The sequence below is a fragment of the Chlorobium sp. genome (assembly GCF_049593655.1).
Lineage (GTDB): Bacteria > Bacteroidota > Chlorobiia > Chlorobiales > Chlorobiaceae > Chlorobium.
Genome location: NZ_JBAWHG010000044.1, coordinates 1 through 26,551 on the forward strand (window position 1 = coordinate 1; position 26,551 = coordinate 26,551).

Annotated in this window: 15 protein-coding genes and 2 tRNA genes; 2 read left to right on the forward strand and 15 right to left on the reverse strand. The window is 50.0% G+C overall.

The features are described 5' to 3' along the window. The 13 genes from WBP50_RS06860 to WBP50_RS06920 all read right to left on the reverse strand — a co-directional run. Positions 1–4,655 (reverse strand): BadF/BadG/BcrA/BcrD ATPase family protein (locus WBP50_RS06860; RefSeq protein ID WP_423932701.1); only part of this gene is annotated, 4,655 nt, incomplete at its 3' end. A 33-nt stretch (positions 4,656–4,688) separates the two neighbouring features. Continuing rightward, the gene (locus tag WBP50_RS06865) at positions 4,689–6,041 is read right to left on the reverse strand and encodes a capsule biosynthesis protein (protein ID WP_423932702.1); all 1,353 of its coding nucleotides are present in this window, start codon (positions 6,039–6,041) and stop codon (positions 4,689–4,691) included. Further along, entirely contained in the window at positions 6,022–8,148 is a 2,127-nt protein-coding gene (locus WBP50_RS06870; RefSeq protein ID WP_423932704.1) for a capsular polysaccharide biosynthesis protein, read from the reverse strand. Before WBP50_RS06870 ends, WBP50_RS06865 begins: the two co-directional genes overlap by 20 nt. Positions 8,149–8,202: 54 nt before the next feature. Further along, positions 8,203–9,210 carry a KpsF/GutQ family sugar-phosphate isomerase gene (locus tag WBP50_RS06875; protein WP_423932706.1) on the reverse strand — a complete coding sequence of 336 codons (1,008 nt, stop codon included), beginning with the start codon at positions 9,208–9,210 and terminating at the stop codon, positions 8,203–8,205. Positions 9,211–9,305: 95 nt separating this feature from the next. After that, on the reverse strand, positions 9,306–10,679 hold the full coding sequence (locus WBP50_RS06880) for a glycosyltransferase family 2 protein (RefSeq protein WP_423932708.1): 1,374 nt from the start codon (positions 10,677–10,679) through the stop codon (positions 9,306–9,308). Between the two features lie 318 nt (positions 10,680–10,997). Continuing rightward, complete coding sequence (locus WBP50_RS06885) at positions 10,998–13,097, reverse strand: hypothetical protein (RefSeq protein ID WP_423932710.1); 2,100 nt, start codon at positions 13,095–13,097, stop codon at positions 10,998–11,000. Positions 13,098–13,249: 152 nt separating this feature from the next. Beyond that, positions 13,250–15,901, reverse strand: a complete 2,652-nt coding sequence (locus WBP50_RS06890; RefSeq protein WP_423932711.1) for a glycosyltransferase — start codon at positions 15,899–15,901, stop codon at positions 13,250–13,252. 8 nt (positions 15,902–15,909) lie between these two features. Further along, a complete protein-coding gene (locus WBP50_RS06895) occupies positions 15,910–17,772 on the reverse strand; it encodes an FkbM family methyltransferase (protein WP_423932713.1) in 1,863 nt (620 codons plus the stop codon). A 9-nt stretch (positions 17,773–17,781) separates the two neighbouring features. After that, complete coding sequence (locus WBP50_RS06900) at positions 17,782–19,317, reverse strand: hypothetical protein (protein ID WP_423932715.1); 1,536 nt, start codon at positions 19,315–19,317, stop codon at positions 17,782–17,784. A gap of 59 nt (positions 19,318–19,376) precedes the next feature. Next, a complete protein-coding gene (locus tag WBP50_RS06905) occupies positions 19,377–20,033 on the reverse strand; it encodes an ABC transporter ATP-binding protein (RefSeq protein WP_423932718.1) in 657 nt (218 codons plus the stop codon). Then, entirely contained in the window at positions 20,030–20,821 is a 792-nt protein-coding gene (locus WBP50_RS06910) for an ABC transporter permease (protein ID WP_423932720.1), read from the reverse strand. Before WBP50_RS06910 ends, WBP50_RS06905 begins: the two co-directional genes overlap by 4 nt. A 13-nt stretch (positions 20,822–20,834) precedes the next feature. After that, entirely contained in the window at positions 20,835–21,995 is a 1,161-nt protein-coding gene (locus tag WBP50_RS06915) for a hypothetical protein (RefSeq protein ID WP_423932722.1), read from the reverse strand. An 83-nt stretch (positions 21,996–22,078) separates the two neighbouring features. Further along, the gene (locus WBP50_RS06920; RefSeq protein ID WP_423932723.1) at positions 22,079–23,179 is read right to left on the reverse strand and encodes a polysaccharide biosynthesis/export family protein; all 1,101 of its coding nucleotides are present in this window, start codon (positions 23,177–23,179) and stop codon (positions 22,079–22,081) included. Between the two features lie 22 nt (positions 23,180–23,201). Between WBP50_RS06920 and WBP50_RS06925 the strand changes: the two genes are divergently transcribed. Continuing rightward, a complete protein-coding gene (locus tag WBP50_RS06925) occupies positions 23,202–23,525 on the forward strand; it encodes a hypothetical protein (protein WP_423932725.1) in 324 nt (107 codons plus the stop codon). A gap of 442 nt (positions 23,526–23,967) precedes the next feature. Then, on the forward strand, positions 23,968–26,256 hold the full coding sequence (locus tag WBP50_RS06930) for a heavy metal translocating P-type ATPase (protein WP_423932880.1): 2,289 nt from the start codon (positions 23,968–23,970) through the stop codon (positions 26,254–26,256). A gap of 66 nt (positions 26,257–26,322) precedes the next feature. Here WBP50_RS06930 and WBP50_RS06935 read toward each other — a convergent pair. Further along, positions 26,323–26,395 (reverse strand) — tRNA-Pro (locus tag WBP50_RS06935). Between the two features lie 18 nt (positions 26,396–26,413). Next, positions 26,414–26,486: transfer RNA gene (locus tag WBP50_RS06940), tRNA-Arg, on the reverse strand. Positions 26,487–26,551 lie beyond the last annotated feature (65 nt).

Sequence of the window (26,551 nt, forward strand, 5' to 3'; positions counted from 1 at the left end):
ACATCCCGTCGAATCAGGAAGTCCGGTCCGAGAGCGCGCAGGAGAACCAGCTCAAGCTGTTCACGCTGAATATCACCCTGTTGTGAAAACAGGGGCAATACCTTGCCGGAAGCATCCGGACAGGCACGCTGGATCGAGCTTGCAAGAGCCTCTCCCATGGATGAAACCATACAACCTTCGGGAGCGACATTGAGAACAAGATCATATCCCTTTGCAAGCTTCAGGACAGCTTCTCCGATAAACGGCATCAATTCACCGCCGGGACGCTGTGTAGAAACGACCGCCTTTGCCTTCTCAAGTATTTTCGACATCGGTTCGGGCATATCAAGGCCCGCCGCCCGGTAAAGAGGTCCTGCAAGTATATGCCTGAGGGCTTTTTCCGTTCCGGCAACGGCATAGATCCGTTTCAGCTTTTTATGAAGAAAATCCCGGCGCTTCTTCTGAAAAAGCGGATCGGAAGAACGGGTTATTTCCTCTCTGCTCTCCTGGATCGCCTCACGCGCACGCAGCATCATACCGGCAAGTTTGTAGTCGAGAAAACACCAGACCGGCGTATAGGTAATCTCGACCCTGCCAAACCCCGTCAAACGAACGATTTCGCGATGAAGCTCCTCGAACTGGGCCGAACGCATGTATACTTCCCCATCGATATGGATGCGTACCGGGTTGTCCGGTTTGGGGCGAGAACACCACTCCTGGCGAAATTTCCGCAGCCGCGGCACAAGATCGTTGTGATGAAAACCATAGGCAAAAAACCTGACTCCCAGGCCGATCCCCCCCGTTTTGCCGTAACGCGAAATCCAGCGCTCGGCTGCTGCTGAAGGCTTCATTTTCTGCAATACCGTGTTCAGTTCCTGCTTGAGGATGTCAAAAGCAGCCTGAAACCCTCCGGATTCTTCACCAGAACAACATCTCGCCATTCCGTCGGCCCAGAGCTGATGCAACACGCCCTGCAGAACCACGCTCTGTATACCACGAAGAAAAACCCACTGCGGAAAAGCCGCATTGAACCCTTTATTTTCATGACTGACCAGAAAGCGAACGATAGCATCGTCCGCACTGCTTCCTCTCCCGGACTTCAGGTCATCCTGATAAAGAAACAGCTTATGTATTTCAACATACTGGCCCTGCCTGCACGGTCCCAGCCCCTTGTTATTGAAAATCAGAAGCCGGCTCTTACCGGCAAACGCCGGATCGGCAATGCGGAGGTGGCGAAACCTCTCCACAAGGGACAAGACATCGCCGTATACCGCCGCCATGGGCGCACAGACCGCATCACCGGCAACAGCACGCCCGCGGGCAATGGCCTCGGTCAAACGATAATTTTCGGAATAGTTGTCGATGCAGGTAAAGCCTGCACCTCTCAGAACCGAAACCAGCATCCGGTTATCGGAAAGCGTCGGAAACGCGATAACATCGGTTTCGGGATCAGGGGCATCTTCATGAACAAGCGACTGAAGAAGCGCAACATCGAAAACCTGATCCCCGAAAGTGAACCTGAAACCGCCCGAATCGGCCAGTTGCCTGACATAGGTGCTCATCCTGTTTTCAAGGTGAGCAAGCTCCTTTATGGCCGCATCCGACTGGATACGCAGGTAAGGCCTCTGTTTAACCAGTTCCTCGATCAGGGGATTGGTGACACTGTCCGGACCGCAGAGAAAAGTAGAAACCTGAACGAAAGGCAGCAGCCTCCCTCCGTCATCCTCCCTTTCCCGTAAAAGTTCTTTCATGCCGGGGTGCCGGACAACCCGGTGCACGGCGCCTTCAGCCGCCGCTGCTGCCAGCGTTGCAAGCTGATGGGCATTGCGCCAGTAGATATAATTATAATCGGGATCACACTCCACATCGAGCAGATAAGCCGGTATCGCGGCCATACCCTTATCCCGGAGAAGACGCCCGACATGACTGTCATACACCCCCGGATTCAGAATATATTCCCGGCCGAGAACCAGCGCGATATCATCACCCGCATCGAGAGCTTCCCGTGCGGAAGCAACCGCAAAATCGGCGGCATCCCTACGCAGTTCCATCCAGGCATGCATTCCCCTGCGCACCCGCTCGCTGAACTCGTGAAAATCGACGGCAACACCATAATAATCGTAAACCGTCTGCAGCTTCCCGTACAATTTATGGGCCAGCATCTCCTGATTCGGCATCTTCAGGTCAACATGAAAAAGATGCACGCGACAGCCGGGAACGACGGTTTGTGCTATACCCATGGCAACGGCAAACCCACCCTGATTGATGGTACAGGTACGGCCGAGCGATCCCCCCCGCAGAGGCAGAAACTCGATCTGCGGCGCCAGAATCATGCCGTGAGGCTGCTCTGCAAGACGCAGCATCTGGCCAACGGCGCCGATATGGGGTGCGCAGGTATCTATCTGGAAATACGCTCTCCCTCGCTGAATATCCTCCTCGACAACCCGATCGAGATGCACCGGAATACCAGAGGGAAGGAACAGCTCCGCAAAAAAAACGCCCCACTCCGAAACCGCAAAACTGCGGGGAATTACCAGACGGTTTCCGGCCGTAGAAACCGGATTACGATCGGCGATAAACTTCCAGATCTCACCATACAGATCCCTTGACGCCCTTGCTTTCCTTGCATCGGCACGATCTCCTCCAAGATCGTTGACCGCACTGCAGCCGCCCAGTAAAAACGAGATATTCTCACCCTCGGCGCCGCTCCCATGCAGCCGTGTCCTGTTGCATCGAGCAGCAGAATCGCCGCATGCCGCTCCCCGGCACTCGACAATCTTCCTCTCGAACTGTCTTCCGGTAAAGCGCGACAACGGCAGAGCCACCGGAGAGCCGGCTGCATCGGGAACCATGGTTGCAACCAGGCCGAAACAGGCCCTGTAACCCGGATCGGGAGGAACAAGGCAATAGGCGCTTCCTCCGCATAACTGCTGCAGCCGCTCGGCAACGGCCAGAGGCAGGGGATCGCTCTGCATGGTCTGACCATGCAGCAGGACAATGGCGTTCTCCGGAAAAGCGATCTGCTTCCATAGCGTTCTCGACATATTTTCAACTACCGTCCACACCGACGACGCAAGGATTTCCGGTTTGCCGTACCCTTTTGCCTGCAGAAAACGGGCATCCTCAAGCAGAAAAACGGCACAGGTGGCATTCAGGGCATATGCCTTTTCTGCATGCATGGCCATATCGGCAGCCGTCCGGATATCCGGTATCCGGAACAATGCGACGAGGGTATCAAGCAAGCTGCCTGTTCCGGCAGAACACTTGTTGTTCATGGCGTTATCGAGAAGTTCCCCCGTTGCCAGATCGATACGCGATATCTTCGTATCCTCCCCCCCGACATCCACAACAATGCAGTTTCGATCATCGATATCCGAAATTCCAAACCGCCGCAATCTCGCCAGATGCTCCCGGGCAAGCTCTATGGAGCCGCGCGCGTGGGCATAATTTTCAACCAGCACGGCAATCCGTCCGGCAAGTTCCGGATATACGGCAAGCAACGCCTGGCGAAGCTGATACCTTGCGCTGCCGGTCAGACCAAGCATAAGCACCCTCAACTCCGAAACGCCCTGTTCCTGCAGGCTCGCAAACACCGTCCGGACAGTCTCGAGCGTATCACGGGAGTTGGTGAACAGCCCCTTATAGAGCACCCGACTGCCGTCAGCGGCAGTAACGATCACCTTCGCCATGGTAGAACCTGCATCGATTGCAAGAAACACCGGCTCATCCTCAAACAGTACCCCATCCACGGAATCGATCTCCAGACGAAGATACCGATGGTCGTCTGCAAGCCGCCTGAACAGATCGGGAAACGATGGAAAAGAATGACGGACGGCTTCCGGCACAACCTCCGGTTCTTCGGCTGAAGGCAGCACATCCCCTTTTTCGAGAAGGTGCAAAACACCATTGAGCATCAACAGGTCATCGCTGTCATGCAGCACCCGCCTTACCCCGATACCCCGCAAATAATCATCGGCACACTCTCTGCAAAACTGCCACTCAAACACACCTCCCGCCAGCCAGACGCTCTCGAAAGGTTGCTGCATATGGCAGCATGCTTTCACGACCTCCGACTTCAACGTCACGGCAAGTGCATAATGCAGCGGCACACCCTGGTTCTTGTCCGAAATCGTCGCAGAAGAAGCAAAGACGCCGCAACGGTCGGCTCGAACAGGCAATTTCTGCCGCAAGGAGGCTCCTGATTCTCCCTGATATGAAGAGAGCAGGTTGTCAACCTGCTCTCTTCGAAAACCGAGTTTCAATAAGACCCTGTCGATATTGAACCCCACACCAGCCCCGCATCGTGGATGCGTCACCAGAAGGTCATCTTTCAACCTCCCATCCTCTCCCACCCCTATTATCGTGTAACCGGAGGCCGAAAGCTCTATCAGCCCCGCAGATTTTCCGCCACTTGAGCGTACCAGCGCAGCCCACTTGACCGCCATTGCAGGAAGCTGCCGTCCATGCCGCCAATACTGCCGGGCAAGTCCTGAAAAGTTGCCGGTAAGATAAACCGGTATTGACGCATCTGCCGACGAAGGGAACAGGCCAACATCAGCCCCATCGGCAGAACAGCACGTCCGTCGCTCACTGACCGTACCGTCGGATGCAACGGTAAAAACCCGGAACCGCTCTACCCCGGCATCGATAATGAGTCGCCCCGTATTTTTCTGCACGTTATGCATCCTCTGCTTTTGTAACTGAACCATCTATTGCACCACTACGGGACGATTGGCACGTACTCGCATCTCTCGCACCATCTTCTCGCTTTCAACGAGTAGTCGAACCTGAGGGATGCCGACGGCAACGTTCCCAACCGGAATCCACTGCTGCTCAGGACGCTGTGCGCTTGCACTCCAGACCAGACCGCTTTGCAGTCCGGTGTCGTTCATCGCCTTGTAAAAACTGCCGTTGAGCTGTGTGTGCGCAATCAGGTATTCCCTGAACCGGCCATAGAGCGCAGCATCCGGCAGCTCGCTCTGCGCAGTGCTCCAGAACCGGTCGAGGCTCTTGCGGCTCGTCAGTCCTGCCATGTCATAAATGGCCGAACCGCACACTTTGGTCGGTACGCCATGGTGAATGGCAGAAAGGCCCACGGTACTGTTGATCACCGTTACGCCAAGGGCGTGATTGAGCAGTGTCGGCAAATGCTGGTCGTGCAGGTAGAACACTCGACCACCCAGTTTCTTCCGTTCACTGACCTGCCGGATCAGTACAGAATAATCCGTATATCCCCTGTCCATAGGATGGTGCTTGAACACAAGCACCGTATCATCAGGAGCATAACGGGCAAACGATGCGATAACATCGTGTATGAACGCCTCGATATCGGCATATCGGGAATGTTCCGTGATCTGGGCATCGTTATGAACCTGCAGCGGCACCAGGAAAAAACGCTTGTTCCATATCTCCGTCAGCTCATCGAGCACTCCTTTTTCCTTCATCGAATACCAAAACTTCCTCCAGACCGATCGAATCCAGGGAAACGCTTCCAGAACAGTCAGTGGCCGGTGATGACGGTAGCGGGGAAAAAACAGACCTCCGAGACCGCCGACGGTAAAGTACAGGAACCCCCAGAGCACCATTGGCCAGAAAGTTTTTCCCAACTGCTTCTCTTTCGGGACTTCGATCGGACGGTTCCTGATATAGTACTCGGGAGTATTGGGCTGCAGTGAATAGCCGTTCACACCAGACCGCTCAAGGGTCACGTAATTCGGTCGAATATACCCCTCTTCAAACACGCCGATTTCGATGTCAAAGCGGAGGGCAACCTCATGGGCCACACGATGGATTGGACGGCAGTCACCGAACAGAAACACCACATCGATGTGAAGCGAAGTCACCAGCCGTTCGATTTCAGCGGGCCACGCCTCCATGCTGCCGCGATAGTTTATAGCCTCTTTGGGGTAAAAAAGCCAATCGCCTGCATTGAAATTCACCTTGAACACATCGGCTCCTACATTTCGCAGATCGCTTGCGAGACGTCTGAAAAACGGCCCAACCGGCCCCTGCAAAAGGAGAACGCGTTTTCCTGAAAAAGCCTCAATACCCTTTATTATCATGATCCGACAGGGTTGTATTAAGAAGAATCGACAGCTTTCGTAATTGTCTTCGAACGTATCCTGAACGGATTTTTTCAAGACTGCCTGACGCTTCAAGCGCATTGCGCTGCTCCGTAATACGGTAGAGCACCGCCCGGCAAGTCGTATAGCCACACAAATCGCGATCCCAGTAAAGCGGATAACGCAGCAAAGCCCCGGCAACCAGTTCTTCCAGGCGCAACTTCCTGCGGCGTCTCTGGAACGATGGCCCGGTGGCACAATCATCGGTAAGGCCCCATCCGGCATAAAACGGCATACCGTAGGTAACCACAGCCTTGTTTCTCAAAAGAGCATCGAATCCCGACAAGGAAGTCATGGTGTGAACCTCATCAGCGGCTTCGATGCAGCTCACCACCGAAAGCGTCGTTTCGACGTGATCGGCCAGTTGTTCAACCCGTCCTCCGCGTACATACCCTTTGCGGTTCCCCGACATCACGTCCGGATGCGGCTTGTAAACGATAAATGCATCGGGTTTCGATTTCCGGACAGCGGACAGGATCTCAATATTGGTTGTAACCCCCCCGTTACATCCGAACCTGATCGACGCGTCATCCTCCACCTGGCCGGGCACAAACACAACCCGTTTGCCTTCTGCAAGCCAGGCAGGCGAATCGCGCCGCTCGATATTGTACTTTGTAATTCCATTTTCGACCATGAAACTGCGGACCGTCTCCGCCTCGGCAAGTTCATCGGAATTGAAGGCTGCCGTATTGAGAATATGTTCGAGATCCGAGGGGTGTGACGGATCGAAATAGATGCCCCGCTCGTCGAGCACCAGGGAAAGGGGCGGCACCAGATCGGAACCAAGCCCTACAGAACGAACAAATCCGTCCTCCATGCAAAGCCTGCGGGCTCCGCTCTCCAGAGCCAGTTCGCCCAACCCATCCACGCCTTTTTTTCCCCAATGCACAAGAGCGTCCCCTGGAAAGGGCTGCATTTTCCGGACATCGGTAATATCTTTTACAAAAAACGTGTTCCGGGGGTTCAGGGAGAGCATCGGTGCAACATTGGCAGCCTTCCATCTGCGGAAGCCATTACAGATCATTCGGCCGGAATATCGTTCACTCATCTTTCGCTGGCGCAGCAGCCAGTCTATCACATCGAAAATGCTCCCTCTCTGATGCGTAAGCGGATCGAGGTAACGGGCATAACGAAAATATGCAGCCGCAAAAAGCTCCTCAACAGAGCGCTTGCGGGTACGCCGGCTGCAGGATTTACGGTCGTCGGTAACCCCCCAGCCCGCATACCAGGGCATACCGAAACAGCTTACCGGCTTGCCGGCAAGAAGCGCCTCAAAACCCATCGTCGAACTTACCGCATAAACCCGGTCCATTTCACCGATAAGACCTATCGGATTGACCGCCTCACGAAGCACCACTGTCCGTTCATCATTGCCGACATGAAAAAAATGGCCCTGTTTTCTGCCCGCAGTGACTTCCGGATGTGTTTTCACATAGATCGTAGCATCAGGATTTTCCTCTCTTGCAGCAGTCAGCATCTCCGCAAAGGTGTGTTCTCCGGCAAGCCCGAGCGAAATGCTCATATCACCGGCGGTCTGGTCTATTACCAGCACCCGTTTCCGGTCATGCTCCCGAAGCATACCCGCACTGAGTTCCGGGGCATGGTTGTATTTGCTCAGGCGGTGTTCGAGAATCAATGCGAGCGCATGGTGCACATCATCTTCAATGCCTTCCAGAATATCGGCGTCGCCGTTCAGCAGCGATTCAAGCGCCGACGGCCTTGTGCTATCGTAATAGATACCTTCAGGGTCGATAACGACAGACAGAGGGGGGAAAAGGTCGCCTGTCCCCCATGAACGCAGGAATCCGTCTTCAAGTGCGATGTACGGAAGATCATGCTTTTCCGCATACTTGCGCGCGTTTGTGGCCGTGGGCTTTCTGCCCCAACCGGCAATCGCCGAAACACGGGTCTGCAATGACCCTCCGGCCAGGCAAATCCTGTTGTCAAGCATCGTTTCAAGAAACGGAATGCGCAGGATACCCCGTGAAAACACGCCAATGCGGTTTTCGGATGGCAGGCTCAATAATTCGGAGCGTGTATCACGCATTCCTGGCCATAAAGGTTGTAAAAACGATAACGGTGTATTGGGGGAGAGGATGGGTCAAAGGGCGGGGGTGCCCGGTTTCAGATCGTAAATCTGTAAAACTCCCTGTATGCGGTTATGTTCATCGAGCACGACAAGAGAGTTGATTTTCATCGCCCGCATGCGTTCTTCGGCATCGGAAAACCGCTCTTCAGGTCTTGCCGTTTTCGGGTTGCCCGTCATGAAACCGCACGCCTGCAGCGCCATGAAGTCTCCGCCCCGGTCGAGAGCCCTGCGAAGGTCCCCGTCGGTAATAATGCCGCAAAACGATTCATTCTCCATAACAAGGGCGAGGCCAAGCCGCCCTCTCGTCATTGTCTGCACGACTGTCGTAAACGAATCTCCTGCATTGCATACCGGCAAATTCTCCCGGTGCATGACATCGCAAACTCTGGTCAGAAGTTTTCGTCCAAGGCTGCCGCCGGGATGGAAGCGAGCAAAATCGTCAGGCTGAAAATCCTTCAGTTCCGCCAGAACAGATGCCAGAGCGTCTCCCATAACCAGGGTCGCCGTGGTTGAACTGGTCGGTGCGAGATTGTTCTTGCACGCTTCCCGCTCAACCGATACATCGAGCACCGCATCGGCATGCCTCGAGAGGGTCGAGGGAATTTTTCCGGTCATGGCGATGACAACATTATCCTGATGCTCCATGAACGGCAGAAGCCTGATAATCTCCTCGGTCTCGCCGCTGGTTGATATCATCAGCACCACATCGTCCGGAAGGATCATCCCCAGATCGCCATGGAAAGCTTCACCGGGATGCACGAAAAAAGAGGGCGTACCGGTCGAGGCGAGTGTTGCCGCGATTTTCCTGCCGATTATGCCGGACTTCCCCATACCCATGACGACAAGACGCCCTTTTGAATCCAGAATGATATCGACAGCTTTCCGGAAGTTATCATCGAGCCTGTTACGCATCGATTTAAGCGCATCGATCTGCATGTCGATAGTTTTGCGGGCAATATCAAATACCGTAGTCACATCCGCATCTGCAAGGCAGTTAAGGCTTTCGAATTTAAAAGGCATGGCAGGAGGTTTTCGTGTTTTCCCAAAAGAGATGTGCGCAGCACCGGATTCCGGCAATGCAGTCTATAATGCCGATGGCAAAAAGTTTTGCCACTTCATGAAATCAGGTTATGGGATTGATGACGCGGGTTTTCAGTAAAGGGAACCGGATTGTCACTCAAGCAATTCAGGCAATTTTGAATGACGATGTCAGGTACAATGTGTTTTTCATCAGTAACAAACGGCCTCTGCTGTAGCAACCCTGGTGGCATTTGCGGCTTTCTTCCTCCACGCAGCGTATCAATATGCCAGTAGGTCCATGCCTCCCAGTAAGCCAGACGTGAAGGCGATATCCCGGTAGAACTGTAGCCTGTTTCCGGGGAAGTCATCAGCGAACCTGGACGATGAGCGCCGAATGCCAGCGGCTGCCTGAGGCGCAGCACGGCATTCCGCCCGAAAACAAGTTTCAGGCGAGCGGCAAACTCGCTGTCAGCACCGGTTCGAACGCAATCCCATGCACCGGAAACATCAAGTACCTCCCGACGACGGAACAAAGGCGAAGAGGGATTCAGGCGTCCGAGAGGATACACCTGACGCGCATAATACACCCCGTCATCCTGCATGCGAATCCAGTCCGAAATGGTACAAACAAGGCTTCCGTCTTTCATGAGTGGCTTGACCTGTCGTTCGATCTTCAACGGATGAGACCAATCGTCGGAATCGTGACAGGTAACAAATTCCCCTTTGGCATACTGCAACCCGATGTTCTTGGCAACGTAGGTTCCTGCATTGTAGGGCAGACGAATGTACCGGATACGTGCATCCTGTGCCATCCACTCACGCACAACATCTCCCGTATTATCGGTGCTCGCGTCATCAATAATAATCAGCTCAATATTCCGCCAGGTCTGCTGCATAAGTGAGCTGATTGCGGTATCGATATGCCTGGCGCTCTCGTAAGCTGTCATCAGCACACTCACAAGTGGCCCATCAATACCGGGAAGTTCCACTGCCGAATGAATGTTCCACGGGCATGGCGCCTTATCGGGGTCACGAAGTGCCACCGGGGACAAGGCTGAAACATCGAGAAAAGCGTTCAATCGCTCAAGTTTCCGCTCATTGTCGCCCTGTTCCGCATTACTCATAAAAAGGCAGAGTTCCGGATTATGCCTTGCGTCACCCTTCTCCAAAGCCCTCTCAAGCAAACTCCGTGCCTCCATATTATTCCCATTGTTCAATAACAATGCAGCTTGAAACCCTGTGGGTGCAGTAGCCCCTTCAATCAATTCAAGAGAGAGTTCCGGCAGAAATGGCGCTAAAGCATCTGCGAGCAGCGTTCGGGGACCGTCTTTAACCCGCCCCTTGACCAGTCTTCGGGCAAGATCGGCAGCCTCGACGTTACTTCCGCATGCAGCTAACGATACCGAGGAGGCAAAAATGCCTTTCCAATGATTATCGGCCCTGCCGCTTTCTTTTACAGTACAATACATTCCAAGCCGATAGCATGCCCAAAGCTCGTCAGAATAACGAACACAGGTCCCTTTACGCAAGGAAGCAAGAGCCTCTGCGAATCGGTTTTTTCTATAAAAGCGGTAGAACGAAAGGGGGTAAAGCATAGGAGAATATAAGAGCCATATCAGTAACAACCACAAATTTTATCAAACAGTCTATTTACATGAACTGCATAAGACAACTCTTTGAATCTGTGGAGATCGCTTAGTATCTTTTAAATTAAAATTCTATACCTTAAGAAACTGATCAAGACAAATGCATAATTTTTATATACCACCATTATTGACAGTGAAAAACTACCACCAACATTTCGGTAGAACTATATCAAGCTTGCTTGCAACATTTGGTGAATCCAACGGATGAGGGAAGCTTAGCTCAGACGGTGCATGCTTGATAAAATCTCTTCGATAAAAAGTAAATTCGATAACGTTAGGAACATCATACTTGTCATTAGTTATAACGGCACAACAGTTATTCGGGTGAATATGAACAACGCTAAACTCCCTTAACAGCTTGTAAAATACCTCTTTCAGAAACATAAAAGCATCCCTGTTGAACAACATGCCCATATTATGGAACTCTACAACCATAATCCTGAACTTTTTAAAGACAGAAAGAGGCGTATCAAATATAACAGGATATTCTCCGCCCTCGATATCCATCTGTAAAATATAATCTGCATGTACATTTATAGCATTTCTCGAAACCCAATCCTCAAGCCGCATGTATATATCATCATTTACATTACCAAGATATTTCTTTTCAAAATAAAACATATCATGATCGACTGGCGGTTTCTCCACAGAGTAATCTGCCATGTATGACTTTATACCATACATAGTGAGATTCTCCTCAAACGTCGCTACTTTCGAAACCCCTGGTGAGAAGCATGCCTCGACACCACTCAGATTATTCGGAACCAAGTATCCCCCGTCTCCCTTACGGCCAATTCTTATAAGGCCTTCTGAAATTGGTACCGGCCGTACGCGCTCAAAAAACCGGCAAAGATCATCATTGGATGTAGCCCTGAACTTATATATCTTTTTTGGCGAGATATTGATTTCTGATTTTTCGTAAGATCCCGATTTTAACCTGTCATATAAGGCTCTCTCATCATATAAACCTTTAAAATATCCTCTTAAAGTGGAGGCGTAAAAGAATGATGAATCTTTATCTGCCTTCAAAAAAGGCTTATAGTAATTCTCAAAAACAAATGCCTCCCTCCTTACCTTACCAACCCCACCTCGTCTGGATATCATTTCCATTACGGAAGAGCCCTCATATTTATCATATGAAGATACATCAAGTCCGCCAAAAAGTTCAGCTAATATCTTTTCACACTCAACATAGCGATCGTGTTCATGCAAGTTTATGGCATCCAAGAAAATGTACATAACACTTTCCGGATTATAGTGGCGAGCCTTTTTTATATATCCATCCAACACTTCAAAAGAAGCCTTGCCATATAATCCGCTGAATGCAGTAAAGTAAGCATAGGCTTTTTGTTCGCTAGAAAAATAATCAGGATATGCAAATATCTCCTTCTCAACAACAACGCCATAGGATTCTTTTGGTATGACTTTAGCAATGGAAATAATTGGTATTACAGCTAACTGAGATGCGATTCTAGAAAAACCTGAGCTTGGAGCATATATCGACTTGCATCTGCACATCAAAAAAATATCAATCATTGCCTCTTGCAGCTTACTAAACTCTTTCCCTGCATAGTAAGCTCTTGCATCAATTACCCTGTAATGAGAACTAAATTTGCTTATTGTTTCAGGTTCCTGTCCAAAAAGGATAACCGCCTTATTGTCTGCAATGAGAAGTTGTATTAATTTTGAGATTAACGGAGTACATACAGCTTTTGACATCAAATGCGAAAGCACTATACCCTGATAAACAATATCACCTGACCGGATATGTACTGCAGCCAGATTGTTGGGGATATTTATTTGATTTGCAAAGCGCCTAGCAAGCAATATCTCATCCGAAAACCCTATCATAGCATATACTTTACCTGCCAAATCCCGTTTTTCTTCTATTTCAGTCTTTATCAGATCAATCAACGATTTTTGCGACACAAGACAAGCGCCAAACGCGATTTCCGACTTTATATGATTAACCGTTTGTTCCAAATCCCCTTTAATAAACTTAATCTCCTTATAATTCATTAAGTCAGCAGAATCACAAATATGATATTTATCAATAAAATCTTTGGAAAAAACCCTGTCCACAGAATCCATCACATGCAATGAATTTTTCACATTTAATGTTTTTGGCCAATGAAACTTAAATTCAGAACCAGTAATCTCTGAAATCAACAACCCATTAAATATCGAATTAAGGCGCTCTCCAAGACCATCACGCCGTGCAGCGATTACTGTATTCCTCATTTTTATTTATTCTTGATTTTAACGCGCCGAAAAATTGCAATCAATCGGATTTCCGAATATCACACACTACAGGAAATAGAAACAAAAATATGATACATTCAGCATCAATAACCACAAAAGAAACAGTCATCGCTTTTAATTCACTACACATATCAATAGTCCACAGCCTTCTTACCATTAAGATTCAATCGAAGGTAATGAGTTTCATAGCTAAACCGCTCTCGAACAATCTGAGCAGCATTTTGAACCTGGTTCTCATAGAGTTTGGATTCAGCCATTAGCTTTCTAACAATGCCAGCAACTTCGTGCGCCTGAGCGTAAATTGCCGCTTGACCAAACAGCTTCTCATAACCATGTCCTTGAGGCAGAATCACCGGAACGCCAACGCACATAGGCTCAAAAATAGCGCGGCCGAATGATTCGATCCAGTCAGGGTGTGTGAAGTATACGAACACATCCTGTTGAGTCAAAAAATCTTTAGGATGAAGAACGCCGAATTCTGTTACATGCCAATTGCCTGGCAATGTACCACCCAGGATTTTCTGAGGCGTTGTTGCACCACCCAGGACATGAATTTCAAAATCACTGTTTTCCGGATATACCGTTTTTATTATTTGTGGATCTGATGGCCACTTAACATATCCATCACGGGAATGACGACAAATACGAATAGGCCTATCCTTGTATACTGGTCTCGCACTTCTCCGCCATTCTGAAGCATTAATGATATTTGTCCAGTCATCCGGCGACAAGTCAATGGATTGCAGATCACTTCGGTGATGTTTTACCAGTGCATCTCGAACAAGAGGCCCTATTGGATGCCAAGTACCAAGCTGCCCGAAGGCTTGCACCACATTGTCTGCACATGCTTTTAAATCGTAAATATCCTCACTTCCCTCACCATAATCCCGTTTAGGAGTCTGATTAATAATGACTCGAACAGACTTTGCTTCTACAGAGGGAATTTTCGTAATCATAGGCTCCAAGGTCATTGGCTGGCGAATAATCAGTGTATCACAAGCTATATCTTCTCCGTAGGAGACCAGTTCGACAACGCCTTCTTCCAGGAGCTGAACAATCTTTTCGTTTAGCTCACATTCTACGTTCATACCGTACCAGTAAAGTTCGACGAGGGCAGTTTTCAGACCAACTGCTTTTTGCGCTTTTATCTCTTCTGCGTTTGAACTTGAGGTTCCACCTGGAAATCTGAAGTCAGATGCAATGACAACATCGAAGTATTTCTTTTCTTTTACTTTTTTCGAAATAGACGCGCGCATTGGCGCCGGCGCATAATATATTCTTTCACGGGTATTGCTGATATTATAAGTCAAACAACTCAAATTCTTATGGATGACCTTATATATCTCTTCATATGCTCGACGAGCGCCGAATTTATAGCCCTCATATCCAAAAAATTGATCGCCTGTTAAGGAGGTATCGGTGTAACGCTGAAATGAGAGTGGACCGGATTTAATTTCTTTTAGAGAACTTTTTCCATAGATCATCCGCATCCGCTGTAACAATTCACCATCGGCACCAAACCGTGCAGTATCCCAGTGGCCAAGTGTTGAAATGAACTCAGTTCGCTTGAACATCAATGAAGAAGTGTTCGAAGTAACGAGCTGTATATTTCTTCGCATTATCCCAAACACGATATCTTCTGTACACCGAGCCTGCTCCGAGGTACACCCCAATATCAAGGGATTTTCCATCATGAATCGCACCTGCGTTTCGATCTTCAGCGGATGAGACCAGTCGTCGGCATCGTGGAGTGTCACGAATTCTCCCGTTGCCTCGCCTATTCCTCGGTTGCGTGCAACATAGGCCCCACCATTTTCATTCATCCGGATCAGACGAATACGGGGATCGGCGGCAGCAAAGCGCTCGGCAACATCACACGTGCCTGCAGAAGGGGAGCAATCGTCAAGCACGATGATTTCAAGATTTCGCCAAGTCTGTTCCTGCAGCGAACGAAGCGCTGTAGGCAACATCCCTGCCGCATTATAGGCCGCAATGAGCACTGTCACCTTAGGCCCATCGGCCACGTTATGAAGTTTCACTCCGCATCTCAACCGGTCATAAGCCGGTTGACCCTCATCGGGCAGAAGCGCTACAGGGGGTATATTGTAGTGATCCAGTACCTTGTTGATCCAGTGGATTCGTGCTTCAGGCGTAAACTCAAAGTTCGCCCGGGCCAGCATGACATCGGGTGTCACTTCGCCCAAACGTGTTGCCCTGTCATAAACATGAAATCCTTCGTCAGGCTGGTTCAGAAAATAATGGCATAGCAACTCGACTGTGTTGAGCTTGGCAAGAAAGTCAAGATCGGGGGCATCAGGGCGGGCGCAGGCGATCCAGTCCAACACCGTTCGGTAACCGGCATCTGATTTCTCTCGCATGTGCCAAAGCGCCAATTCCCGAGCTGCCAGTGCTCGGGAATTTGCGCTTTGACTGGTGTTGGCAATTTCGGTCAATTCAGCCAGAGGACGTTCTGTAAAGCCGAGGCAAAAAAGCTTTTTTCGGATAACGTCAATTTTTTTGCGATCACTGGCTTGCTTTTCACGTTTCGTGTTTTTTTTATCTCTGGTCGTAAGGACGACTGGTTTGGGAGACTCCCGGGTAATAGCACTTGAGGCTTGCTCCCGCTTGACCGCGATCAACTCTGTTTTCAAGTCATTCGAAAACATCCTGCTTCTTTCAAAAGCAATAAGAAAATCCAGTGCCCCTAACGAACCAACCCGACTCCGTCTTTTCTCCAAAGACTCCAACGTCCTATTTTTATTCGACATGTCGTTCTGATTCATAGGATCATTTATTTATCACCCGGTTCGAAACGCGCCTGGCAGGCACTGAGTTTCTGTTTTAGCTTGGCCGCTTCTTTTTGAAGTTTGACAAGTTCCTGTGTTTTTTTAAGTGGATTTGCCTCGGAAAACCGTAAACTCATGTAGGCAAAATTGCAACGCCTCAACAGCGGAGAATCCCGAATCCATTCGTTTTTTTGCTCATAAATCCTGAAAATCCGGTAGCCAAATTCCTGCAATATTGTATCAATTTTTGCGAAATACGTTTGCTGTGTCCCCTTTTTATTAAAACCAACCTCAATATAGATGACATCGATCTGTTGCTCGCGCAGCAGGTTCCGCGCGCCTTCCAACACGTCCATTTCCATCCCCTCAACGTCTATTTTCAGAAGATCAATATGCCCGTCAGTATATGTTCTTCCCAACTCGTCCAGAGAATAGGTATCAGCGCTGAATATATTGGAGGCGTTGTTCTTGTCTATGGACAGGTTCAGCATCTTTGTCATGGTTCCCGCGGCGCTGAACTGCTTCTCACCGGACCGGGCACCAATTGCAAAGTTGTATGTATGCAGAGAGCGAAGATCATACCCTCCAACATTCTCTACCAGCCTTCCATAGCTATCGGGGTTTGGTTCGTAGAGATGGAATTCTCTTACCTCGATTACTTTAGACTCGTAAATTTTACGAAACACATCCCCCGTATAAGCGCCAACATCAACATAGGTAATCATCCTCCCTGAAAAGAACGGACTAAGGTCATTCAGCATTTCATCTAAACTTGCATGACTACGCGATTTATTCGGATCTGATTTTCCTTCCAGTTCAGCCAGCTTGTCAGTTAAAGATTTGATCTTTTTGTGCAAATGCTGATTTTCATTATTCTTTTGAATAATAATTTCGTCTGCCGCAACTTTTTTTTGGTTAGCAACTGCAACTTGTTCCAGAAGTTTTTGCTCCATCGTCGCAAAATCCTGTCTATTCTGTCTGGCTTGTTGATCTGCAAGTTTCGACAGAGCCTCTTTGCTTTCGACAAGTTCTCGCTTGGTGGCCTGCAAGCTTTGCATCAGTTCTTCGGTACGTTTCGATTGCGCTACACGTTGCTGCTCGATTGCTTCTTGGAAAACCAATAACTCACATTTCTCCTGAGACCAGGCAACTTCTCTTTCAAGCCACGTTTTTTGTTGCTGTTCAAATTGGTAGTGACTATGCTTCAGTTCAAGAGTCTGGAGTTGGACATCTCTTACGTAGAGAGCCAGTCCGAGAGCTGGATGGCGTTCAGATTCCACTCCGAAACGGAGCAACCCATAATTCTTCAGAAAGGCATCAATGCCTATACAAGAGCCTGAAAAACTCGAAACCGTTTCATCGGCCTTAATCACCCGCACAATAACCAAATCGAGATTCGCAAGCATTGCTTGTGCACCATCGAGAATCTTCTCTGCGGGCAAAGTATCAATCACCAACCAGTTGGCTTTGTAACCTTTTTCTTGCACCAACCCATCCAGTGTCACTGTCGAACATGACAGTTCTTCTTTAGTCGAAATGTTCGGCCACAGCGCTTTCAGTAGATCCGGATGAACAAGGCTGCTTTCCGCGCTATTGGAAAGCCTGTAGAACAAGCACTCTTCTTCCTGATCGCTGACAACCTGATGAAGTACTTTCCATTGGTTTCGGCTCGAATACTTTTTTTCCAGATACTTCACGTTGTCTTTATCCGCTTCTATAAGCAGAACATCATCAACGGCCTGTTGGAAAAACAGATCGAACCATGGCCCATGGCCCATACCAGCACCTACAATAATTGCTCCTTTTACAGGAAATATCCTGCAGAGACAGTCAAGGTATTTCAACGGTGAAAACGCTGTTTCCTGCATTTGATCATCTTATTTTCCCAACGATTTGCGATACTGACGGTAGGATCGATAAGCTTTCGTCAATGCAAAGGGCATTTTCATCCAGCCAATTGGATTTGACCCCTGCTGAACCAGAACCGACCCAAGCCGATAGGAGAGATGTTTTTTTACTTTTTCCGCCTCTTGCGCATCACAGTACCGATGAACCGGCGGCAGTTTTTTTTGTGGGGCTTCAGCTTTTTCACTATGGAACGCCCTTCGCTCCTTCAGTAAAGCACCCGGCATGGTAAACCAACCGGAAATGCTTTTCGAACGCTCGATCATAACTGAGCCCAGACGGTAAGAGAGCTGCTGCTTGATACGGTCAGCTGCGCCGTAATATGCCGGATTATTGTTCTTCTGGCGTAGTTTTTGATTTTCGATATAGTAACGTTCGAGTTCCTCCTGCACTTGATGAAGCTGGGTCAGCAGGAGTTCGTTTTCTTCCACCAGCCCTTTTTGTGCACTGCTTATGCTGACCGCCTCCTGTTTAAGGGCCCCTGCCTGCTGCTGGAATGCGTTCAGCCTCCTCTGAATGCACTGTTTTTCCTCTTCCAGTGCTTTTTGTTGCGTTTCGAGCTGTTCCCTTAACTCCTCATTTTGTGTCCCATACTCGATCAGTTGCGTCTCTATCTTTTGTTTTTCTTCTGCAAGGATCGTAACGAACTTACTGCGTTCGGAGCGTATCTTCATCAGTGCAAGCCAAGCCTCGAGAGGCTCGGAATAACTGCGAGCCTTGGCATCAAGCGGAACTCTGGCGACAGCTTGCATCTCCTCATATCGCTGCAGGTGCTCAGGATGCGTTTCGAGAATTCTGTCGATCAGGTACCTGTCTGTCGCAAGCACATTAGAAAGCATTACAGAGTCCTGTATTTCGGTATACAAACCGACACCATTATGATTATTGTCAATCCTCGAAAATCCGTTTCCGGAATAATGCTCGGGCAGGGCAAGCGGTACATCGAGATAACTCTGCAGCTCTTTCATGCAGCTTTCCGCATTGTTTCGAACCTGTTGTGCATTGACAAGCATGCAGCGGGACTTGTTCCGTAAATAAAACCACAGCAGAGCCCCGTTATAAAAGTTCCAGTTGTTGAGCCTCTGCAGTACCACTGCTTCCGTCAGACTCATGCTTTCATCGCAAACCGTTTCGGCAAGCACCCTGTGCGGTTCATCATAAACCAGCACAAACGTCATTTTAGGATCAAGGTTTTTCCAATAATCGAGCAGACAGAGTGCCTGCGGGTCCGACCAGCCCCAGAGCTTCTGCTCAAGGTTGCCGAGAAGAAGGTCCAGCGCAAGCCCGTTCCATACCGGACCTACATCTATTTGCTGTACCTGCTCTTCTGAATCGATTTCCTGAACAGGTAGAATTCCATGTGCCTTGCACAGGGTCACGCTGATATCGAAAGGGGTAAATCTTTCTTTTTGGGATGGCATTGCGGATTGCATGCCACATGCTTGCAGCACCAACTCTACTTTTTGGTAGCAGGATTGCGGATGACCGAGAATGAGAATCTTGTTCATGTGATCAAGTCTATTGGACTTCTCGCTTCTCAAAAAGATATGGCGAATCTGGGAGGTGGTCAGTTATGTACTGATTCCTGATAGAATGCATAAGCAGAATCTGCTTCTTCAAAGCGGCTCAACTGCCCATTTTTTAACACATAAAAGACATTGCAGAACGAGCGCATCTGTTTCGGTTCGTGTGATACCAGAATGATTGAGCGATCGCTCCGTTTGTCCAGCAGTTCATAGCTGCACTTCTCCCTGAACCGTGCGTCTCCGGCCGACATTGCTTCGTCAATCAGATAACAGTCGAACTCGATTGCCATTGAAAGCGCAAATGCCAGGCGCCCCTTCATGCCTGAAGAGTAGGTTTTAACCGGCTCACGAAGATATGACCCGAGTTCAGAGAACTCTTCTACAAAAGGAATTTTATCTTCGGTGCTGACACCGTAAAGACGACATATAAAACGCAAATTGTCCATACCGGTTAGTGAGCCCTGAAACCCACCCGTAGAAGCCAATGGCCACGATACAGACATCGATCGTTTTATGTGACCGGAATCGGGCTTCTCGATACCACCAAGAAGACGGATAAGGGTGGACTTCCCTGTTCCGTTGCGCCCGAGAATCCCGATTTTTTCGCCTTTCCTGACACGAAAAGAAACCCCATCCAGCACAGTATTCTTCCCTTTTCTGGTGCTGTAGCGCTTTACCACCTTATCGACGACTATCATTCGGGCTCTATCCTCCGACCGGAATAATTTACCAGAAGCAATCCAAGCAGCATGAGGCAAAGACAACAGATGCTCATGTAAAAAAGGTCATAATGCGCGGTAAAACCACTCCCGAAATAGCCGTCCCGCAACAATTCAAGACCATGCACCATAGGAAACAGCAAAACAAATTTCTGACCGGCAGGAGGAAGCCATTCAACGAGGTATGCCAACCCGGACAAAATCATCAATAGGTATGACATTGCCCTCCAGAGCCTGCCGAAAACCTCGAAACGCTCACTTAACGATCCGATAATCAGCCCAAGTGAAGCGCCGAACCAGGAAAGCATGATAAAAGCAAACACAACCTTCAGGAGATCTTCCGGCGGTTTCATCCATCCGATATAGTTGAAGATGATCGAGAGAAACACAAATGAGCTTGCAACGCCGGCGATCTCAATAATTGTACGTGAAATAAAAATATCCAGGGTATTAACATTTCTGTGATAAAGCACTGCGTTATTGGCGGAAACAGCGCTTTGACCACGGCGGACAATATTGCGCCAAAGCAGAAGCGACGAATAACCCGTAATGGCAAATGCAGTAATGGGAATGCTTGACACTCGACTGACTTTCATATAGTGCCAGATAAGCGTGATCAGGGCAGTAAACAGTGCCGGTTCCACAAAGAGCCATAGAAAACCTATGTTATGGCGCCCGTACCGGGTAATAATTTCTCGCATCAGAAGGGCTCCGATAACACGGCGCTGTACGGCTAATGAACTGAGAAGAGGTGAAAATGCTTTCATGAATACCTTAACCTTAATCGTGGTGTTCCCTTATACCGGCAAGCAAAAGGGTCAGAATACCCCAGGCTATCAAGCCTACGATAAAAGTAGTGAGAATCGAGCGGATGCGTTGCGGTTCAATTGCAATGTCAGGTTTGTTGGGCTGCACGATACGTTCCAGATAGAGCTGTTTGCGCTGGGCTTCATTGCGGGCCTGTTCGAGCGAGGCCATGGCTGCTCCAAGCTGTTTTTCGGCAAAGGCCCGTTCAAGCGAAAGTCGCTCGTACTCCACGGCCTTGCTGGTAAGCGAGGGGTCAGAACCGGTAGCTTCGCCGGTGACCTTGGCCGTTTCCCTTTCGATTTCCGTCTGGATTGCCGATACGCGCTGCTGGAGAACGGGAATCTGGGGGCTTTCGGGAGTAAACGCGCTGACCTGGGAGAGCTGGGTTTTCGTGGCGATCAGTTCATCCTGGAGCTTCGCCACCTGCTGCAGCTGCAGCGCCGACTGCCCTACCGGATCGAATACGCCGTTTTTGTTCCGGAACATCGAGAGGGCTAGAGCAGCTTCTTTCGATTTCCGTTCGGCAATCGCAACCTCCCTTCGCGCATAACGGATAAGATCTATGCGGCCCCGCTCGTTAAGGCGGTTGATGAGAGCCTCCGCCCGCTGCAGGAGCATTTCGTTGAGCTTTCGGGCATCTGAAGCGGTAAATGCCCTGGTTTTCAGCGTTGAAATGGAGGATGACGCATTCAGATAAACTGCGATACGACTCTGGTAGTAGATGTACAGTGATTCAAGGCTGTTGTCGAGACCAAGGGGATTGAAGCGGCTGAACAGATCGACACCTTTTCGAGTGAAGGCCGTGCGAAAATCGAAACGGGTGTTGACCGAATTCAGGGCATCTCGGGAAAGCATGTAATCGTGCACGCTGTAGGTATCGTCGAGCGAACGGGAGAACCCGGCTCCCTGTATGATGGCTCCAAGACCTGTCTGGATCGGGCGCTCGGGACTTCGCACCACAAAGCGCGATTCCGATACATAAACATCGCTTTTGATAAGGCCAAAGTATAAAAGAGAGAGCATCGTCGGAATGACAACCGTAAAAAGAAAAAGACGATTGGCATGGGTGATCTGGTGCTTCAACTGCCCTGTCCACTTTGCGGCCAGTCCGGAAAACGGTACTTCTGCGCTCATTGAATGATGTAACTGATAAAATCGTGTATGAAAACCTCAGGCATTCCGCTGACGAAAAAAAATCATCCTGCAGGAACAGCCTGCTATTGCACGTTATTGATAATGTTCACAACAGGATAGACAACCGAGCCAACCAGCCCGAGAAACTTCTGCAGATCCGTGGACGGCGCATTGGAAACATAGACGATATCCCTGTTCTGCATCATGAAATTCTGGGCGAGAAAAAACGATCCCGGATCCCTGAGGTCAAGACGGTAGATGACCGGGTCCCTGTAGGACAGCGGGGATACAGGTGTTCCGAAACTGCCGGCCGACGTTTCAGCGGATGCCGGAGACTCGAAGCGGAAAACGAACACGCCCTTTGCATCCGCACGGTTATCCTGCAGGCCTCCTACGCGGGCAAGCGCCTGGGCGAGAGATATCCCCTGCGCCTCGAAATTGACCTCTTCGTTTTTGCCTGTCGCTCCGAATGCGGTAAAGCTGAGCGGCTGATACATGAGGGTCACCACATCGTCCGCCTGAAGAGGTACATTCTGCAGGGGATCGCGAATTATCCGGTCGAGCGGCATAGCCTGTACCCTGCTGCCCCTGGTAAGCTGTAAGGTCATTTTACTGACCGGCTGACGAACCCCGCCTGCGGCGGCAAGCGCATCGAGCAGGCGTTCCCTGCGCGCGGTCAAGGGCATGCGGGTGCTTGAAGCAACCTCACCGACGACCGTAACATTGGCGGTATTGTTGCGCACGGTCCTGACCAGCACCTGGGGCTGGTTTGCCTTGCCCCGGAGCCTCGATGTAATTTCCGACTCGATCTGCCTCGACGTACGTCCGGTAACCGGGATATGCCCTGCAAACGGTATGTTGATGGTGCCGTCCGAACTGACCATCTGCTCGGGAAAGGTTGTCACGTGTGTGGCAGCCGCTCCTGAACGGAAATCGGCTGCAATGCCGCTGAAGAGTGCCGGCGGAACCTCCCAGATCGAAACTTCGATGACATCTCCCGGAGCAACAATCTGGACGTTGCTGCCTGCCGTATGAAACATTTCCGAAAAAAGCTTCTGCTGCTGTGCCTGCGCCAGCCGGGCAAGCTGAGGCTGATCGATCTCGACAATCCTGATATGTTTAAGCCGCCCGGAGCGGTCGGCCTGCATGACCGAAGCAGTTTTCGGGCCTGAGGAGGGCAGCATGGAACCGCACCCGCTGCACTGCATGACAAAAAAGGACAACAGAACAGATCGGGAGAAAAAACGTAAAAATGGCATAAAAATAAAATTAAAGACGTACTTGAAACGCATTGAAACCCGATATTTTGCACAATACCAAAAAGCTCCGCTTCCCTCACTTACAGTTGAAGTTCAGCTAAACCAGCTCGAAAAAAAAATGGTGCATCCATGTAACGTGAAAACAGCAAGGAGTTATGCATGGGAGCGCCTTGCAACACAAAAAAAAGGAAAAAACAGAACCACCTATAAAAACAATGTCTTATCACTTTGTTTTTTAATAAGACAGATCAACTCTTATTTTACTCATTAGATACGTCTAATTAATAGATACAGACATTCCGGCAAATTTTCAAATTTAATGTGAATTTATTGATAGGGGCAGCGTACTAAAAATGAAAAAAACGTCTTCAGGAATCAGAATTCAGAAAAAAAATAAAATCAAATATCGCAAAACATAGAAACAAATAAAACATTAAAAAATATATACCTATATGCGTATTCAATGTTAATATATGCACATCTGCTGACATTGAATTCCCGGTAAATTTTAGTCCTATGATTCATAAATCATGTATATCATGCCCGACAAACGCCCGATTGCTGCCTGCAGAATTGGCGCATGAATGCCATATGAAGCGCCACCGGGTTATCATGCTCCACTCATCAGGCAGGTAACCTCGCCGATAAACCGTAAATTCTTTAGCCCGATTACGGGTATATTGTCAAAAAAGGGAAACACAATCGATTATACAGTGCTCGAAAAAACCTACCGCGTCAAAGGCATGCATTGCGCAAGCTGTGCGGCAATTATCACCAAAAAGCTCTCCCGGACGGAAGGCATAGAGAAGGTCGAGGTCAACCTTGCCACCGAACAGGCTAAAGTCTCGTTCGGGGAACACGATCTCTCCGACAGCGAAATCAACGCTATCGTCGGCAAATTCGGCTATGATCTCTCTTCGGAAGAGAGCGAAAAAAGTGGCGCCGGAGCCCCTTCATCCCGAATGAAGGGGGCAGGTGCCGGCAGAGCGGCGTTCAGCGAAAAACAGGAGCAGCTGCATAAGCAACGGCGCATGGTAAGCATCTCGCTTCCCGTGGCGACGGTGGTGTTTGTCTTCATGCTGTGGGATATCGCTTCGGCGGCATTGCCCAGCATACCGCACATGCCGCTTTCCATGGAGGTGTTCAACGGCATCACCATGATTCTGGCCGCTATCTTCATCTTCAGGATCGGCAAACCCTTTCTCGACGGCATTCTGCTCTTCATACGCCACAAGGCGGCCAACATGGATACGCTGATCGGAATCGGAACCCTCTCGGCATTTTCGTACAGCTCGCTTATAACCATATTCCCCTCGTTCAGTGATCTGCTTGGCCTCCCCGATCACACCTACTTCGATGTGGCGATTGTGGTTATCGGTTTTGTGCACCTCGGCAAGTATCTCGAAGCCCGATCGAGACTGAAAACCGGGGAGGCGATCGGCAAACTCGTCGGGCTGCAGGCAAAATCGGCACTGCTCGTCCGCAAGGGTGAGGAGATCGAGATTCCGGTAGAAGAGGTAAAAAAAGGCAATCTGCTTCTGGTCAAGCCGGGAGCGGTCATCCCTGTTGACGGCATTATTGCCAGAGGAAATTCATCGATCGACGAATCGATGGTGACAGGCGAACCCCTGCCGGTCGACCGGAAAGAGGGAGATCCGGTTATAGGCGGCACCATCAACCGCCAGGGAGCGTTCAGTTTTACCGCCATGAAGGTAGGCAGCGACACCCTGCTTGCCCGGATCATTTCGATGGTGGAGGAGGCCCAGGGGTCAAAAGCCCCGATCCAGAACATCGCCGACCGGATCGCATCCGTTTTCGTCCCTGTTGTACTTGTTATCGCCGCACTTACCCTGATTGCATGGCTTACCCTCGGAACGGCATTCCTCGGCTTCCCGGCAGCGCTCACTTACGCGATCATGAGCTTCGTCGGCGTACTGGTGATCGCCTGCCCATGCGCGCTCGGACTCGCAACCCCAACGGCCATCATTGTCGGAATCGGCAAAGGAGCGGAATACGGCATGCTTATCCGCAACGCGGAAAGCCTTGAACGGCTCAGTTCGGTAGATACCGTCGTCTTCGATAAAACCGGAACCATAACCAGAGGTCTTCCGGAAGTAACCGACAAAGGGTCTCTCGACGGCAGCACCACCCCAGCGGAGATCCTGCAGATTGCTGCGGCCGTCGAACGCTATTCGGAACACCCGCTTGCAGGAGCGATTGTCAACGCGGCAAAAGCCGGCGAAGCGGCGCTTCCCGAAATAACGGCGTTCGAAGCCATGGAAGGCATCGGCGTCAGGGGAACAATCGGGGAACTTCACGTAACGGTCAGAAAACCCGAAGAGGAGGAATCCGGCCTGCCGGCAGTCCAGGCTCTCCTCCGGCAGGGAAAAACCGTTATCGTGGTTGAAAAAGGAAACACGGCCGCAGGCTTCATCGCCCTTTCCGATACCATCAAGAGCGGGGCAAAAGAGGCGGTCGACGAACTCCGGAAAAAAGGGATACGCGTTATCATGCTGACCGGCGACAACCCTTCGGCCGCAGGCTATATCGCATCACAGGCAGGCATCGACGAGGTGATTGCCGGAGTGCTGCCCGGCGAAAAAGCAGAGAAAATAGCGGCGCTCCAGAAAGAGGGTCGGACCGTAGCCATGGCTGGCGACGGCATCAACGATGCTCCGGCGCTTGCAAGGGCGGACGTCGGCATCGCCATGGCCACCGGAACCGATATCGCCATGGAATCTGCAGGTATAACTCTCCTGAAGGGAGACATTCGAAAAATATCACAGGCCATAACGCTCTCGAAGGCAACCATGAGGGTTATCCGTCAGAACCTGTTCTGGGCGTTCATCTACAACATCATCGGAATTCCGCTTGCGGCCGGAGTCTTCTACCCTCTTTTCGGGATTTTTCTCAATCCGGTCTTTTCCGGAATAGCCATGGCGGGAAGCAGCGTATCGGTGGTCAGCAACTCGCTGCGCCTGAAAGCGAAAAAGCTCCGGTAAACAGATTTCACTCATGCCGGAAACATAAAAAAGGCGGCTACGAAACTTGCCGTAACCGCCTTTCTGTCGGGGTGGCGGGACTCGAACCCACGACCTCTGCGTCCCGAACGCAGCACTCTACCATCTGAGCCACACCCCGAAAAAACTTTTCATCCAGTGCCCTTGGACAGATTCGAACTGCCGACCTTTAGTTCCGGAAACTACTGCTCTATCCACTGAGCTACAAGGGCTTGCCTGATCAATCCTGTCGATTGCTTCTGGACTTGCAAGATACGCAATAGAACATTTTAAAGGA

Excerpts from the sequence above, each read along its gene's own strand:
- WBP50_RS06865 (WP_423932702.1), bottom strand. The coding sequence starts at position 6,041 with ATGATAATAAAGGGTATTGAGGCTTTTTCAGGAAAACGCGTTCTCCTT.
- WBP50_RS06870 (WP_423932704.1), bottom strand. The coding sequence starts at position 8,148 with ATGCGTGATACACGCTCCGAATTATTGAGCCTGCCATCCGAAAACCGC.
- WBP50_RS06875 (WP_423932706.1), bottom strand. The coding sequence starts at position 9,210 with ATGCCTTTTAAATTCGAAAGCCTTAACTGCCTTGCAGATGCGGATGTG.
- WBP50_RS06880 (WP_423932708.1), bottom strand. The coding sequence starts at position 10,679 with ATGTATTGTACTGTAAAAGAAAGCGGCAGGGCCGATAATCATTGGAAA.
- WBP50_RS06885 (WP_423932710.1), bottom strand. The coding sequence starts at position 13,097 with ATGAGGAATACAGTAATCGCTGCACGGCGTGATGGTCTTGGAGAGCGC.
- WBP50_RS06890 (WP_423932711.1), bottom strand. The coding sequence starts at position 15,901 with ATGAATCAGAACGACATGTCGAATAAAAATAGGACGTTGGAGTCTTTG.
- WBP50_RS06895 (WP_423932713.1), bottom strand. The coding sequence starts at position 17,772 with ATGCAGGAAACAGCGTTTTCACCGTTGAAATACCTTGACTGTCTCTGC.
- WBP50_RS06900 (WP_423932715.1), bottom strand. The coding sequence starts at position 19,317 with ATGAACAAGATTCTCATTCTCGGTCATCCGCAATCCTGCTACCAAAAA.
- WBP50_RS06905 (WP_423932718.1), bottom strand. The coding sequence starts at position 20,033 with ATGATAGTCGTCGATAAGGTGGTAAAGCGCTACAGCACCAGAAAAGGG.
- WBP50_RS06910 (WP_423932720.1), bottom strand. The coding sequence starts at position 20,821 with ATGAAAGCATTTTCACCTCTTCTCAGTTCATTAGCCGTACAGCGCCGT.
- WBP50_RS06915 (WP_423932722.1), bottom strand. The coding sequence starts at position 21,995 with ATGAGCGCAGAAGTACCGTTTTCCGGACTGGCCGCAAAGTGGACAGGG.
- WBP50_RS06920 (WP_423932723.1), bottom strand. The coding sequence starts at position 23,179 with ATGCTGCCCTCCTCAGGCCCGAAAACTGCTTCGGTCATGCAGGCCGAC.
- WBP50_RS06925 (WP_423932725.1), top strand. The coding sequence starts at position 23,202 with ATGACAAAAAAGGACAACAGAACAGATCGGGAGAAAAAACGTAAAAAT.